General features: G+C 69.0%; 11 protein-coding genes. 1 reads left to right on the forward strand and 10 read right to left on the reverse strand.

The window, feature by feature from the left end:
• The first annotated feature begins 163 nt into the window (after positions 1 to 163).
• Complete coding sequence (locus HMPREF2886_RS32040; protein ID WP_003124592.1) at positions 164 to 1,291, forward strand: glycerophosphodiester phosphodiesterase; 1,128 nt, start codon at positions 164 to 166, stop codon at positions 1,289 to 1,291.
• 65 nt (positions 1,292 to 1,356) lie between these two features.
• Here the strand turns inward: HMPREF2886_RS32040 and zapE are convergent, their stop codons facing one another.
• The 10 genes from zapE to HMPREF2886_RS32090 all read right to left on the reverse strand — a co-directional run bounded on the left by zapE (position 1,357) and on the right by HMPREF2886_RS32090 (position 14,278).
• On the reverse strand, positions 1,357 to 2,511 hold the full coding sequence (gene zapE / locus HMPREF2886_RS32045) for a cell division protein ZapE (protein WP_070749136.1): 1,155 nt from the start codon (positions 2,509 to 2,511) through the stop codon (positions 1,357 to 1,359).
• A gap of 186 nt (positions 2,512 to 2,697) precedes the next feature.
• Positions 2,698 to 3,828: a sigma-54 interaction domain-containing protein gene (locus HMPREF2886_RS32050; protein WP_070749138.1), complete on the reverse strand. Its 1,131-nt coding sequence runs from the start codon at positions 3,826 to 3,828 to the stop codon at positions 2,698 to 2,700.
• Entirely contained in the window at positions 3,825 to 5,009 is a 1,185-nt protein-coding gene (locus HMPREF2886_RS32055) for an acyl-CoA dehydrogenase family protein (RefSeq protein WP_070749140.1), read from the reverse strand. Before HMPREF2886_RS32055 ends, HMPREF2886_RS32050 begins: the two co-directional genes overlap by 4 nt.
• 29 nt (positions 5,010 to 5,038) lie before the next feature.
• Positions 5,039 to 6,184 (reverse strand): FMNH2-dependent alkanesulfonate monooxygenase, encoded by a 1,146-nt coding sequence (ssuD, locus tag HMPREF2886_RS32060; RefSeq protein WP_033970745.1) that lies wholly within the window; start codon positions 6,182 to 6,184, stop codon positions 5,039 to 5,041.
• 9 nt (positions 6,185 to 6,193) lie between these two features.
• Entirely contained in the window at positions 6,194 to 6,754 is a 561-nt protein-coding gene (msuE, locus tag HMPREF2886_RS32065; RefSeq protein ID WP_003089470.1) for an FMN reductase, read from the reverse strand.
• A 159-nt stretch (positions 6,755 to 6,913) separates the two neighbouring features.
• Entirely contained in the window at positions 6,914 to 7,180 is a 267-nt protein-coding gene (locus tag HMPREF2886_RS32070; protein ID WP_033970744.1) for a hypothetical protein, read from the reverse strand.
• A 235-nt stretch (positions 7,181 to 7,415) separates the two neighbouring features.
• A complete protein-coding gene (locus HMPREF2886_RS32075) occupies positions 7,416 to 8,501 on the reverse strand; it encodes a sigma-54 interaction domain-containing protein (protein WP_033970742.1) in 1,086 nt (361 codons plus the stop codon).
• Positions 8,502 to 8,610: 109 nt separating this feature from the next.
• Positions 8,611 to 9,711 (reverse strand): type VI secretion system protein TssA, encoded by a 1,101-nt coding sequence (tssA, locus tag HMPREF2886_RS32080; RefSeq protein ID WP_033970741.1) that lies wholly within the window; start codon positions 9,709 to 9,711, stop codon positions 8,611 to 8,613.
• Entirely contained in the window at positions 9,708 to 13,523 is a 3,816-nt protein-coding gene (locus tag HMPREF2886_RS32085) for a type VI secretion system protein (RefSeq protein WP_033970739.1), read from the reverse strand. The genes tssA and HMPREF2886_RS32085 overlap by 4 nt, the downstream gene beginning before the upstream one ends.
• Positions 13,520 to 14,278, reverse strand: a complete 759-nt coding sequence (locus tag HMPREF2886_RS32090; RefSeq protein ID WP_033970738.1) for a DotU family type IV/VI secretion system protein — start codon at positions 14,276 to 14,278, stop codon at positions 13,520 to 13,522. The genes HMPREF2886_RS32085 and HMPREF2886_RS32090 overlap by 4 nt, the downstream gene beginning before the upstream one ends.
• Between the last annotated feature and the right edge of the window lie 7 nt (positions 14,279 to 14,285).

Genomic DNA, 14,285 nt, shown 5'->3' on the forward strand with positions numbered 1-14,285 from the left:
GCCTGGGAGGGCTGGCGCTTTGCCGAGGGCGACAGGAACCAGCGTCGCCGCGACAGCGCATCTTTCCCCGCGCCGGACAGACCTGTATCTGTCGTCCTCCGGTCATCCGGCGACGCCAGACTGGTCGGCAATCCCGTGAAAAAGAAAGAAGGAAAGGCGCCTCATGCGGCAAAGATTCTGGCAAGGAACATTCAAGACCCTGGGCCTCCTCGGCCTGACGGCGGGGCTCGCCGCCCAGGCCGCGGAGCCGTCCGGCAAGGCCCTCAGCGCCGCCGCCGGCGTGCCCTGGCCGGCGGTCATCGCCCACCGCGGCGCCTCGTACGACGCCCCCGAGGAAACCGCCGCGGCCTACCTGCTGGCCCGCGACCTCGGTGCCGACTACCTGGAAGCCGACGTGCAGCGCAGCCGCGACGGCGTGCTGGTCGCCCTCCACGACGACACCCTGGAGCGCACCACCGACGTCGCCGAGGTCTTCCCGGGGCGCGCCAAGGACCCGGTGAGCAGCTTCACTCTCGCCGAACTCAAGCGCCTGGACGCCGGCTCCTGGTTCAATCGCGCCTTCCCCGAGCGCGCCCGGCCCGGCTTCGTCGGCCTGCGCATCCTCACCCTCGACGAGATGCTCGATATCGCCGAGGGCGGCGCCAACAAGCCCGGCCTGTACCTGGAAACCAAGGTACCGGCGCAATTCCCCGGCATCGAAGACGATTTGCGCAAGCTGCTGGAACGCCGCGGCTGGCTGCAACCCCGCGAGCGTGCCGCCGCCGGGCATGTCGACGTGGCCCACGGCAATGGCCGGGTGATCCTGCAGACCTTCGAGAAGAGCAGCCTGGAACTGCTGCAAGAAAGCATGCCGCAAGTGCCGAAGATTCTCCTGCTGTGGCTCGGCGACGGTTACCTGGAAGCCCGCTCGCCAGTGACTTTCAAGGAATCCGGGGAAACCGACAAGGCAGCCTTCTACGCCAGGCAGGAAGTGAAGTCCGAAGCCGAGTTCGGCGCCTGGCTGGACTGGGCCAAGGCCCACGGCGCGCTGGGCACCGGACCCTCGGCGACCCTCAGCGAACGCGGCGAACAGAGCTACGCCGACCTGGTGAAACCCTGGATGAACCGCATGACCCACGCGCGCGGGCTGTTCATCCATGCCTACTCGGTGGACTCGGCGGAAGACTTCAAGGCCCTGGGCGCGGCCGGCGTCGACGGTTTCTTCACCAACCGCACCTCGGAACTGCTGAAGTTCCAGGGCCGCCCGGCGGCGCAAGACATGGACGCGCTGCTGCGCCGGCACGGCTACTGAGCCTCGGCCTGGCCGGCGGATGAGCGCGGGCGGCCATCCGCAGTTACCGCTTCGGCGGCGCGGCGCTAGCCGGCGCTGTCGCTGCCGAAGCGTGCCAGCTGCATCTCGCGCAGCCGGCTGAGGGTGCGACGGAAGGCGAAGGCCAGGTAGCCCTCGGTGTAAAGTGCCTCCAACGGCACCCTGGCCTCCAGGTAGAGCGGCACCTTGCGGTCGTAGCATTCGTCCACCAGCGCGATGAAGCGCCGCACGCCGTCGTCGTGCACCGACAGCTGCGGCAATTCGCGATCCCCCGCCTCCACCAATTGCGCGCCGTCCTCGGTGCCACGGGCTATGCGACCTTCGCGCTGGCTGGCACTCAGGCACGGCAGGTCGTCCATCAGGATCGCCCGGTAGCGGTCGCAAAGGCCGATGAAGTCCAGCGCCGACAGCGGCGCCTCGCAGAGCTGCGCATAGCTGCACCAGAGCACCGACTCGCTGTGCCGGTGCACCGCCAGCGGGCGGTGCCCCAGTTCGATGGGCTGCGTGGATGCCGCTTCGCCGGCACTCAGGCGCGCGAAGAGTTCGGCGAAACCGCTCGCCTGCCCCGCCTCCACCACCCAGTAGCGTTGCTCGGCCCGGCCGGGATGCAGGCGGTGGTCCTGGCCGCCATCCACCGCGACCACCGCCATGTGCCGCTGGATCGCCTCGATCGCCGGGAGGAAGCGTTGGCGGTTGAAACCGTCGGCGTACAACTGCTCCGGCGGCTGGTTGGAAGTGGCCACCAGCACCACGCCCTCTTCGAACATGATGCGCAGCAGGCTGCCGAGCAGGATGGCGTCGCCGATATCGCTGACGAACAGCTCGTCGAAGCACAGCACCCGCACGTCCCGCGCCAACTCGCGGGCCAGGGCGCGCAGCGGGTCGGCCGTACCGGTCAGTTCGAATTGGCGCTGGTGCACCCATTGCATGAAGTGGTGGAAGTGCTGGCGCCGCGCGGGCACGCGCAGGCACTGGTAGAAGTGATCCATCAGCCAGGTCTTGCCGCGCCCTACCGGTCCCCACAGGTAGACGCCCTGGATCGCGCCGTGGCGGTGAGCTTCGTGCAAGGCCTGGAAACAACGCTCCAGCGCCTCGGCGGCGCGCCGCTGCGCCTCGTCGGGAGCGAAACCGCGCTGTTCCACGGCCTGGCGATAGACGGCGAGCGGCGACGTGGCCGGCAGATCGGGAGAGGTATCGGGCATCGGGCAGTTCCACCTGGCGCAGAGCGCGGAGCCAGACGCTCCGCAAAGCGCCGAGTCTACTGCGCCCGGCTGGGTTTGGGCGAATGCCGTAGCGCCGGAACGGCGGATAACGCCCGCGACGGTCTTCACGGGCGGTAGGGTGAATAACCGCTTGCGGTTATCCGCCGCGATCCCGAGCGCCTGGACTCAGATCGACAACCGTACCGCCCGCTCGCCATCGATCCGCTGGCCACCGCGCTTGTTCACCACCAGCTCGCCGATGGCGATCAGCCGTGTGCGCGTGACGTTGCGGCTGAGTCCCAGCAGGTTGGCGGTATGCACCTGGTTGCCGTGGCAGAAACGGTACGCCGCGCGCAGCAGGGCATCTTCGACCCGCCCATGGAGGTTCTCGCCCTGCTCTTCGAACAGACGCTGGAAAGCCTGCTGCAACAAGTGCTCGGCGGCACCGCTCGCCGGGCCCCCGCGCGCCAGCTCCTCGCCACGTTCCAGGCGCAGGTTGGACAGGTGCAGGTCATCGGCGCGGATCAGCCCGTCGCGGCAGATCAGCAAGGTATGGTGGATGACGTTCTCCAGCTCGCGGATGTTCCCCGGCCAGGAATAGGCACGCAACTTCTGCGCCGCCTCCGGGCTCAACTGGCTCTGGCCGTAGCCCAGGCGACGGCTGTATTCGGCGATGAAGTGGCGGGTCAGCGGCAGGATGTCGCCGGGTCGCTCGCGCAACGGCGACAGCTCGAGGCTAACGACATTGAGCCGGTAGTACAGGTCCTCGCGGAAGTGCCCGGCATTGATCGCCCGTTCCAGTTGCACGTTGGTCGCCGCCAGCACGCGCACGTCGATGGGGATGCTCTTGCGCGACCCCAGGCGCACCACCTCGCGCTCCTGCAACACGCGCAGCAACTTGACCTGGATCGGCATCGGCAGGTCACCGATCTCGTCGAGGAACAGGGTGCCGCCGTTGGCTTCCTCGAACCAGCCGGCCTTGGCCGCCAGGGCGCCGGTGAAGGCGCCCTTCTCGTGGCCGAACAGCTCGGCTTCCACCAGCGACTCGGAGAAGGCCCCGCAGTTGACCGCCACGAACGGGCCGTTGCGCCGCGCGCTGAGGTTGTGGATATGCCGCGCCACCAGTTCCTTGCCGGTGCCGGTCTCGCCGATCACCAGCACGCTGGCCTCGCTCGGCGCCACCTGGCGCAGGTGTTCGAGCAGGGCCTGGGACTTCGGGTCCTCGAAGACCTGGGCGGTGGCGCGGATCGAGGTCGCCAGGTTCGGCGAACGTGGCAGCGTCAGCAGCCGGTCGGCAGTACGGGTAGAAGCGTTCATGAGTAGAAGGTCGGTTGCGGCGGTGACTGGTTCAGCGCCCAGTCGCCCAGCTCGCGGATCTTGTAGTCCAGCGGGTCGTGCAGGGTCTGGGTGCGCAGGTTGCGCCAGTAGCGGTCCAGGCGCAGGGCGGCGTGAGTGGAGCGGGCGCCGGTGACTTCGAACATGCGGTTGCACAGGTCGAGGCCGTTGCGCGTCGCGGCGACCTTGGCGGCGGCGATGGCCAGGGCCAACTGGCCGCGCTCGCTGGCGTCCAGCGCCGGGCCCCTGGACCAGGCGGCGTCGAGGCGCTGCGCGGCGCGCTCGACCAGCGCCCGGGTGCTTTCCAGGCCAACCCAGAATTCGCCGTAGCGCGCCAGCACATAGGGGTCGGCATTGGCCTCGGCGACCTCGGAGCGGAACCACGGTCGCGCCTCGCGCAGGGTGTACTGGCGAGCCTCCTCGAAGGCGCCTTCGGCGATGCCGAGGAACACCTCGGTGAAGATCAACTGGGCGATCAGCGGCCGCAGGCAGGCGAACGGTGTGCTCAGCGGCCCGGGATCGAGCAGCAACTCGCTCTCCTCCACCCGCACCCGCTCGAAGATCGCGCTGCCGCTGTCGGTCTGCCGCTGGCCCATGTTGTCCCAATCCTGGCCCAGGCTGATACCGCTGCGCGCGGTGGGGATGGCGGCGATCAGCAGCGCCCCGCCCTCGCCGTCCAGCGCCGAGGCGATGAGCATCTCCGAATCGCGGGCGCCGGAGCAGAAGCTCTTCTTCCCGGAGAACTCGCGCCAGCCGTCGAAGCGCCGGGCCACGGTACGGTTGTCCAGCGGGTTCAGCGCGTTGCCCCAGAACCAGCGGTTGCGCGCGGTCAACTCGAACCACGGCTGCCATTGCTCGGGCCGCGAGAACAGGCGCACGGTGGCCAGCATCAGGTGCTGGAAGCCGTAGACGTGGGCGACCGAGCTGTCGACCCGGGCCAGTTCGCGCACGGTTTGCAGGGTTTCGCTCCAGCTCGCCCCCAGGCCGCCGTATTCGCGCGGGATGATCAGCGACAACAGGCCGCTGCGGCGCAACGCGTCGCGCTCGGCCTTCGGGGTGCCACCGGCAACGTCGCGCTCGGCGGCGTTCTCGGCGAAATCGGCAGCCAGGCGCCGGGCGATCTGCAACGGCGTTTGCGCCTCGGGGCGGGTCTTCGCATTCACAGGGGGGTTCTCCTCGGGGGCACGGCCGCTCAAGCGCCGGCGCGAGCCGGCAGCACATCGTTGGCGATCATCTCGCCGAACGGCCCGGTCAGGTTGGTCAGCCCACGGCCGGCCAGGCTGGCGTAGGGTTCGGGCAGCAGCGGGAAGACCAGTTCGGCGAAGCGGTAGGCCTCTTCCAGGTGCGGATAGCCGGAGAAGATGAAGCTGTCGATGCCGAGTTCGGCGTATTCCCCGATCCGCTCCGCCACCTGCCGCGGATCGCCGACCAGCGCGGTGCCGGCGCCGCCGCGCACCAGGCCGACCCCGGCCCAGAGGTTCGGCTGGATCTCCAGGCGATCGCGGCGGCCGCCGTGCAGCGCGGCCATGCGCCGCTGGCCTTCGGAGTCGAAGCGGGCGAAGGACTGCTGCGCGGCGGCGATGGTCTCGTCGGAGATGTGTTCGATCAGCCTGTCCGCGGCGCGCCAGGCTTCTTCGGCGGTTTCGCGGACGATCACATGCAGGCGGATGCCGAACTTCACCGTACGCCCATGGCGAGCCGCCCGCTGGCGCACGTCGGCGATCTTCGCCGCCACCGCCGACAACGGCTCGCCCCAGGTCAGGTAGACGTCCACCTGTTCGCCGGCCAATTCATGGGCGGCCTCCGAGGAGCCGCCGAAGTACAGCGGCGGATACGGCCGCTGCACCGGCGGATAGAGCGCCTTGGCGTTCTCCACGTGGATGTGCTTGCCGTGGAAGTCCACCGCCTCGCCTTGCAGGACGCGCCGCCAGACCCGAAGGAACTCGTCGGTGACCTCGTAGCGCTCGGCGTGGCCGAGATGGATGCCGTCGCCGCGGTTCTCGTCCGGATCGCCGCCGGTGACCACATTGATCAGCAGGCGCCCGCCGGACAGGCGGTCGAGGGTCGCCGCCATCCGCGCCGAGACGGTCGGCGAAACGATTCCCGGACGGATCGCCACCAGGAAGCGCAGGCGCTCGGTCAGCGGTGCCAGCGCCGAGGCCACTACCCAGGAGTCCTCGCAGGAGCGTCCGGTGGGGATCAGCACGCCATGATAGCCAAGGCTGTCGGCCGCCTGAGCCACCTGCTTCAGGTAAGGCAGCGAGACCGGCCGCGCGCCCTGGCTGGTGCCGAGGAAGTGGCCATCGCCGTGGGTCGGGAGGAACCAGAACACGTTCATCGGCGCACCTCAGGCGATCTTCAGCAGTTCGGAGCGTCCGCCGAACAGTGGCGCGGCGCGCTCGGCGGCGAGGCGGATGCGCGCCTTCAGCGGCTCGCTGACGATCCGGTAGTTGTCGAAGTCGGCCTCGCTGGCGTAGACCCCGATGGGCAGGGTGATCGCCTGGAAGAAGCTGAACAGCGGGCGCAACTGGTGGTCGAGGACCAGCGCGTGGCGCTCGGTGCCGCCAGTGGCGGCGAGCAGCACCGGGGTGTCGATCAAGGCGTTGAGGTCGATCAGGTCGAACAGGTGCTTGAGCAGGCCCGGATAGGAGCCACGGTAGACCGGCGAGGCGACCAGCAGCAGGTCGGCGCTTTCGATCTCGTCGAGCACCGCCTGCAGTTCCGCCGGCGCCTGGTTGCGCGCCAGGGTAGCGCCCAGCGGCGCGGCGATGTCGGTCAGCTCGATGACCCGGCTGTCGATCGGCAGCGACTGGCCAAGTTCGGCGATCAGGGCCTGGGTGAGTACCAGGGTGCGGGACGGGCGATAGGTGCCGCCGGAGACGGCGACGACTTTGAAGGGGCTGGTCATGGGATTTCCCTGTGGACTGTTGCGCTAGGTGCAGTGCCCTGGAGCAAGGGCCGTACCAACAGGGAAATGTGCGCTTTCCGGGCAGTTGCGGCGGGCCTCCGGCCTCGGCCTGTCAGCCACGCAACAGCGCTGCTGTCCAACTGTTGCCCGGGCAACAGTTCAGTTCAGCTTGTAGGCCTGGAGCAGGAATATCTGAAATGCCCGCACCGAATGCTGGTCGCCCGGCGGCAGGACGAACGGCGGCAGGCGCCCCTTGCGGCGCTTGACGTCGGCCCAGCGCTGGCCATTGCGCGAATGGAACTGGCAGAACGGCTGGTCGCCCAGGTAGAACACCCCCGGCCGCGGCTCGCGGATGCGCGGCCAGCGGCGCACGCAATCCAGCAGCGGGCCCAGGTCGGCGAGTTGTTCCGGCGAACAGTACGGCATGCAGCGATCCTCTTCGCCGGGTCGGGAAACCAAGGTTGCTGTGACTGCAGGACCGGGCGGACTCGGCGCGGCCGGGAAAGCGGCTACCGAGAGCGAGCGACACAGGCGAGCGGAGCGAAGCATGGCGACGTCCCTGGTCCGGCCAACGAGATTCACCGCTCCGTTGTAGAACAGCCGCCGTCCGGGTTCTTGCCGGTTTTGTGGGGGAATTGTGAAAGACTGTAAAGCGCCCCGCTCACTTGCCCACCAGCGAGACCACGTTGTGCCGTGGCGAGGTTTCCAGCTCGCCGATCTTCTCCAGGCGGGCGCGCACGATGTTGCGGCTGATCCCCAGCAGACGTCCGGTCTGCAACTGGTTGCCGTGGCAGAAGCGATAGGCGGCACGGAACACGGTTTCCTCGATGTGCTCGTAGAGATCCTCGCGGTTTTCCTCGAACAGCGCCTGCAGCGCCGCCTCCAACGCCGAGGCGGCGGCGCTTTCGGGAGCGCGGCGCAAGCCGTTCGGCTCCTGGCGCGCACGCATGTCGATGAGGTGCAGGTCGGCCGGCTGGATCAGGCGGTTGCGGCAGACCAGCAGCGCGTGGTGGATGGCGTTCTCCAGCTCGCGGATATTGCCCGCCCAGGAATGCCCGAGCAGCTTGCGCTCGGCTTCCGGGCTCAGGCTCGCGCTGGTGTAGCCGAGGCGCCGGCAGTGCTCGACGATGAAGTACTCGGCCAGCGGCAGGATATCGCCGCGGCGCTCGCGCAACGGCGGCAGCTGGATGGTCGCCACGTGCAGGCGGTAGAACAGGTCCTCGCGGAAGTGTCCGGCGACCACCGCGTCGGCCAGGTCGACGTTGGTCGCCGCCACCAGCCGCACGTCGATGGGGATCGGCCGGCGCGAACCGAGCCGCACCACCTCGCGCTCCTGCAGCACGCGCAGCAGCTTGACCTGGATGCTCGGCGGCAGGTCGCCGATCTCGTCGAGGAACAGGGTGCCGCCGTTGGCCGCCTCGAACCAGCCGGCCTTGCTTTGCAACGCACCGGTAAAGGCGCCCTTCTCGTGGCCGAACAGCTCGCTCTCCACCAGGCTCTCGGCGAAGGCTCCGCAGTTGACCGCGACGAACGGGCCGCCGTTGCGTCCACTGAGGGCGTGGATATGGCGCGCCACCAGCTCCTTGCCGGTGCCGGTCTCGCCGATCACCAGCGCGTTGGCCTCGCTGGGCGCCAGACGTTCGATGCGCTCCAGCAACTCGCGGGATCGGGGATCGTTGAACACCAGCACGGTGGCGCGCACCGATTTGGTCAGCTCGCGGGCGTGGGGATGGGTGATGACGGACATGCTGGGTTCCGAGCCGGGGAATGTGCGCCCATCTTGCCCCAGGAACCCATAGATTAAAAAATTCTGAATTCGTATTTATATATTCGAATAAAAAATATAACCCCGTTCCTCAGGGCAGTACGCCAAGCAGCGACCAGACCCGGCGCGCCTCCGAGTCCGCATTGATCAGCTCCGCCAGCAGCTCGCTCAGCGGCTTGTTGCCCCACTCCACCGCGCGCTTGATCAGGTAGGGAACCGGGCTGTGCGGCTCGGTGCGCGCCAGGTAGTCGGCGATCAGCAGCAGTTGCCGGTAGGCGTCCTCGCGACTGGTCGGCGCGCCAGCCGGCCCGCTCGGCGCGCTCGCCGGGAGGCTTTCCTCGCCGTCCGCGTCGCCTTCGGCGGCATCCGCCTCCGCGACCGGGGGCTGTTCTTCGGACAGCGGCGCTTGCGGGTGCATGGCGATGAACTCCTTGAGCAAGGCCAGCCATTGCGCGATGACCTCGCGCAATGGCTGGCAACTGGGGGCGAGTTCGCCCAGGCAGCGCTCGCACCACTGTTCCAGGCGCTGCAGTTGCTGCTGGCAGGCGAGCAGGCTGGCCTGCTTGCGCTGCCATTGCACCAGGGGCTCCGCGCGCAACGCTTCGTCGAGCTTCTTCTGCTGAAGTTGCGCCGCTTCCAGCGCCGCCTTGGCGCTCTTGCTGTCGCCGCTGGCGACCTGCTGGCGCTGCAACCTCTGCCAGGCATAGAGGGTGATCTCGGCGAACGCGCCCTGCCCCATCAGCGGCAGGCGCGTGTGCAGCAGCTCGGCATAGCGGCGCAACAGCCAGTCGATGGGCGGCACCCGCCACGACTGGTCGCCGTCCTGGGCTTGCGGATGCACCTCCTCGGGGTAGCGCTCGCAGAGTTCCGCCAGCAGCACCAGCGCGCGCTGCAATCCGCCCAGCCCGCCGCGTTGCAGCCAGGCCTCGCCGAGCCAGGCGGCGAGCATCAGGTCCTTGCTGCGCCGCTGCAACAGTTCGCTGGCCAACTGCTCCACCGCGGCCCAGTCGGCGCGCTTGGCCTCCGCCTGCCAGACGCCGGTCGGCAGGCTGCTGTCGTCCTCCCGGCGCAACTCGCGCAGGCGGTCGTAGTCCGGGTCGTAGCGCAGGCTGGGGCCGCACGGCTGTCCGGGGTCGATCGGTTCGAGCAGCACTTCCAGGGACAGGGCGTTGCCGGAAAGAGGCAGGGTCATGGGGTACCTCCGGTGCTGGCGACGGTGGCCGGCAACAGCGTCGCGAACGGCGATTGCGGCGCGCGCACCGGCAGCGGCTGGATGGACAGCGGGGTCTTGCCGCCCAGGCTCATCAACGACAGGCGGAGGAACATCCGCGCCTCGTTTTCCGGGCTGTAGGGCGCATACACCGGCAGTTGCAGGACCAGCGGAAACTCCGTGTAGTCGACGTTCGGCGGGCGCTGCCGGGAGAAGTGCGCGCGCATCATGCGCAGCAGCGCCCAGGAGCCCTGGTAGCTCCAGCCGGCCTCGAGGTCGGCCACCGCCAGGCTGGCCTGGCGCGGGTCGTCTGCCGGACGCTGCGAGCCGTTCTTCGCCCAGCGCAGCATGATTTTCAGCGGATCGCCGACATTCCAGGTCAGGCCCTTGTCCTGCGCGCCGGGGAAACGGCTTTCCTGGTCGCCCGAGTACAGGCTCCAGGCGATCACCTGGTCGGCGCCGCGTTCCAGGCTGCGGTCGCTGCGCCAGTCGATGTCCAGGGCGACGCCGAGCAGGCCCGACTTGTCGCGCTCGAACAGCGGGCCGAGCCAGCGCTGCGCCTGCTCCAGGCGGCGGACGAAGTCCTCGGCGGCCGGCAGGTCCGGCGAGCGAACCTGGGCCAGCCCTTCGCGCACCTGCGGCAAGCGCGTCTCCATCAGTTTCAGCAGGTGCCGCACCCGCCCCGGCTCGGCATCGGCCGCTTCCAGGCTGTAGGCGAACGGGAAGCGTCCGGCGAGGTACTGGTTGAAGTAGTCGGCGAGGTCCTTCCAGGCCTGCGCCGCCTGCTGCTGTTGCAACGACTGGCAGCGCCCGAGCGCGCCCTGGCGCAGGTCCACCAGGCGCGTCGCCAGGTCGCTGCGGCTGGACGGCAGGAGCACGCCGTTGAGAATGTCGGCGCAACTGCCGATGTCCATCTGGTTGAAATCGTTACCCACCAGCTTCGCCAGCTGCGCCGCGGTGCTCGCCGGGTTGTCGGCCTTGAATTTCTGCAGTTCGGCGTTGAGCGCGCTGAAGCGCACGAACGCGTTGTAGTCGGCGGTGGCCAGGCTGGATTGCTGCGCCTGCAACCACTCCAGCGCCGGGGCGTGGCGCTCGGCGACCGCCGCCATGGCATTGAACTGGCTGTTCAGGCTTTGCTTCAGCTCGGCACTGTCCTGGGCGCGGAACATCTGCAGGCCGAAATTCGGCGCGCCCGACCAGCGGCTGAAATCGACCGGCTCGCGCAGCACCGCCTGCTCGTCGATGTCGCGCAGGGCCTGGCCGATATCGGCCACGGCCAGCGCGTTGAGGCTGAGCAGCAGGCGCGCGCCGGCCTGCAGGTCCTGCAACTCCAGCAGCGCCGCCTGCAACACCTGGACCTGCTTGACCTGCACGTCGAAACGCGAGGCATTGCGACTGGCCAGGCTGCGACTGCGCGGCCCGAGGCTCTGCCACATGGCCTCGGTCGCCGCGCTGGCGGCGGCGTGCAGGACCGAATAGCGATAGCGCGGGTTGAGCGACGGCAGGGTGCTCTCGTAGTAGCCGGTGAAGTCGTTGAAGAAGCTCAACGCCTGAGTCACGCCGATATCGTCGACGCTCAGCAAGGAGTGGTCCGCCAGTGTCTTGTCCGCCAGGGCCACGGAGACGAAGTCCTTGGTCTTCAGGTCATCGATGGCGCGTTTCAGACCGAGCAGGTCTTCGGCCAGCTTGAGCGTCGCCCCCTGTTTCACCAGCAGGCCGTCGCCGGCAGCCTCCGGAGGCGCGATCCATTCGCTGCGAAACTGCTGCTGCAACTGCACGGTGAGGTTCTGCAGTTCCTCCACGCGATCTCCCAGCAGGCTGCTTTGCTGGGCGCTCTTGAGCAGGTTCTGGTAGCCAGGGACGAGATCCTGGCCGACGCCATTGCCCCAGATCAGGTTGATGCGGTTGACCTGTTGCTGCAGGTGGTTGATCAATTCGCCGATCCCCAGCAACTGGGCCGCCGTGGCGTCTCGTTCCTGGCCGAGCTGCGCGAGTTCCTGGGTCAGGGCATTGCCGGTGCGTTCCAGGCTGTCGGTGAGGAAGTAGGCGTTCAGCCAGCGTGCCATCAGGTCATGGAAGTTATCCGCCGCCGTGGCGGCGACCCGGCCCAGGTCGAGGGCGGCGAGATCGGCCGGACGCTCGGCGAACAGCGTGCGGTTGTAATAGGCCAGGCGCGCCAGGCTGCCGGCGTTGTAGCTGCTGCCCAGGGCATCGTTACTCAGTTGCAGAAGGTCGTCGAGCGGCGTCCTGCGGTTGTCGATGGCCTGGGCGAACAAGCGATTGTGGCGCTCCAGCGTAGTGGCGCGGGCGACCAGGTCCTTCGCCGCCAGGTAATCCTTCCACTGGCTGGGATCGTCGCCCTCCTTCAGGCCGGGTTGGCCATCGCTGCGGATCGCCCGCAGGTCGCTCGCCTCGCCTTCCAGCAGGCTGCGCAGCGGTCGCACCAGCAGGCGCTCGGAAACGCGGCGATACGCGTTGTCGATACGTGCATCCAGGGAGGAAAACCAGGAACTGGGAAACGCCAGCGAAGTGAAGCGCCAGCGCGGCGCCTGTGACACCAGTTGCCACCAGGCCTGGACGTTCTGCCGGACCTGGGCGGCGCGCCGAGTATCGTCGTCGAGCGGCTGGTAGCGCTCGCTGGCGCCATGCAGCAGTTGCGACAGTTCACCGGCGTCGCGCAGCGCGTCGCGCCAGACCCAGGTCATCAGGCCGCCCCAGAGCAGGCACAGGCACAGCGCGGCGAGGCCGATCCCGCGCTGCCAGCGCTGGCGCAGCTGGAGGATGCGCGGCACCGCCTGGGCCAGGCCTTCCTCGGCAAGGATCCGCCGTGCCCACAGTTGGCTGGCGAAGCTGCTGCGCCGACGCGGCGCGTCGACCGCCGGCAGGACTTCGTCGGCTGCCGCGCCCGCCGCCTCGCTGCCGCTCAGGTAGAGACCGCGAAAGCGCGGCGCCTCGCCCCTGGCGTTGCCCTGGAAGACCGGTTCGAGCAGCGCCTGCAACGAACCGCGGAGGCTTTCCAGGCGTGGCGGCAGGCAATACAGCTCATTGTCCACCTGGCCGCGCAAGGTACCGAGTTCGACGATCGACTCGGTCAGGGTGGCGGTGATTTCCTCCAGCGCCTGCTCGCACCAGCGCGACTGCCAGGCCGCTTCGGCGGCGTACGGCGAGGACCAGCCGAGGGCGCGCTCGCGCGCCTCCTCGGGCAGCGCCGCGAGAAGTTCCTGGAAGCCAGGCAGGTCTTCCATGCCAGTGACCACCACGTAGACCGGCAGGCTCAGGCCAAGGCGCTGGGTCAGTTCCACGTAGCGACGGCGCGCGGCGAGGCCGAGGTTGGCCGCCTGCTCGCCGTCCTGCAGCCGCGCCAGCGGAATGTTCCAGACCACTCCGTCCAGCGCGCGCCTGCCACGCAGGCGCAGGAACAGACGCAACAGGCGCAGCCAGGCGCCGCTTTGCCGGCGCAGGCCCTCGTCGGGCAGGAACACCGACTCGGGCACCAGCAGGATCGCCCCCTCGCCGTCCGACCACCAGCGGCCGAACCAGGCCGGGCGCGCCACCGGCAGCAGGCGCCAGGTGGAGCACAACTGCTCGCCCTCGGTCTCGTTGCCGAGCATCAGCAGCCACGGCGCTTCGTAGCGGCCCTGCCAGCCCTGCTCACGCTCCATCTGCCGGACCGCCGCGTAGAAGCTGCGGATCTCCGTACCACCGCGGGTTCGCCACCACCAGCCCAGCGCCCCCAGCAGCAGCGCCAGCAGCACCAGGAGGAGAACCAGCATGAACAGCGTCGCGCCGCTCATGGCGCCTGCTCCGGATCGGCCAGGTGGGTCACCGCCGCCATTTCGTGCTGGATGTCGCGCCAGAACAGGTGTCCGATACCGCTCATCAGCAGCACCAGCCCGAGCACCGCCAGGCCCAGGCGGAAGCCGTCCGGCAGCGCCGCGCGCACCGGCAGGCGCCGGGGCGGCGCAGCGGCGGGCTGCTCAAGGCGGCGGCCGAGGTCGGCGGCGTCCGCCTCGCGCTGCCAGGCGAAGGCGAACAGCGCCTGCCGCCACTTCTCGTGCAGCGCCTCGCCGCGCGGCCCGCGCAGGCGACCGCGGAAGCCGAGGATCAGGCATTGCAGGTAGACGTTGGCCAGGTCGCGACTGGCCGGGGCGCGTTCGTCGAGCAGGCGCTTGATCGCCAGCGGCAGGTATTCGCCCGCCTGGCGACTGCCGTAGAGATGCGACTCCAGCGGTTTGTCCTGCCAGGCGCCCTGCCCCGGCCAGGCGCTGAAGACCAGGGTCTCGTCGACCAGGGCGACGAAGGCATAGACCATCGCCTTGACCTGCATGCCCGCCGCGTCGCCGACGCTGGCGAAGGCGCTGCGCCACAGACGCCGGGTGATGCGGGTGGACAGTTCGAGGGCGCGCTCGACCATCCGCGGCACATCCTGGGCGTCCCGGTCGAGGGCGCCCCAGGCCTCCAGCCATTCCTGCCAGGCCTGGCGGAACGCCGAGCTGAGCGGCTGTTCCAGGTACGCCTGGGGAAAAGGCCCTGCACTCCCTTCGGGCATTGGCGGC

The organism is Pseudomonas sp. HMSC066A08 (genome assembly GCF_001813025.1).
In the GTDB taxonomy this organism is placed as follows: Bacteria; Pseudomonadota; Gammaproteobacteria; order Pseudomonadales; family Pseudomonadaceae; genus Pseudomonas; species Pseudomonas aeruginosa.

Bases quoted from the DNA above. Each gene is read 5' to 3' on its own strand.
- HMPREF2886_RS32040 (WP_003124592.1), top strand. From the start codon at position 164: ATGCGGCAAAGATTCTGGCAAGGAACATTCAAGACCCTGGGCCTCCTC.
- zapE (WP_070749136.1), bottom strand. From the start codon at position 2,511: ATGCCCGATACCTCTCCCGATCTGCCGGCCACGTCGCCGCTCGCCGTC.
- HMPREF2886_RS32050 (WP_070749138.1), bottom strand. From the start codon at position 3,828: ATGAACGCTTCTACCCGTACTGCCGACCGGCTGCTGACGCTGCCACGT.
- ssuD (WP_033970745.1), bottom strand. From the start codon at position 6,184: ATGAACGTGTTCTGGTTCCTCCCGACCCACGGCGATGGCCACTTCCTC.
- msuE (WP_003089470.1), bottom strand. From the start codon at position 6,754: ATGACCAGCCCCTTCAAAGTCGTCGCCGTCTCCGGCGGCACCTATCGC.
- HMPREF2886_RS32070 (WP_033970744.1), bottom strand. From the start codon at position 7,180: ATGCCGTACTGTTCGCCGGAACAACTCGCCGACCTGGGCCCGCTGCTG.
- HMPREF2886_RS32075 (WP_033970742.1), bottom strand. From the start codon at position 8,501: ATGTCCGTCATCACCCATCCCCACGCCCGCGAGCTGACCAAATCGGTG.
- tssA (WP_033970741.1), bottom strand. From the start codon at position 9,711: ATGACCCTGCCTCTTTCCGGCAACGCCCTGTCCCTGGAAGTGCTGCTC.
- HMPREF2886_RS32085 (WP_033970739.1), bottom strand. From the start codon at position 13,523: ATGAGCGGCGCGACGCTGTTCATGCTGGTTCTCCTCCTGGTGCTGCTG.
- HMPREF2886_RS32090 (WP_033970738.1), bottom strand. From the start codon at position 14,278: ATGCCCGAAGGGAGTGCAGGGCCTTTTCCCCAGGCGTACCTGGAACAG.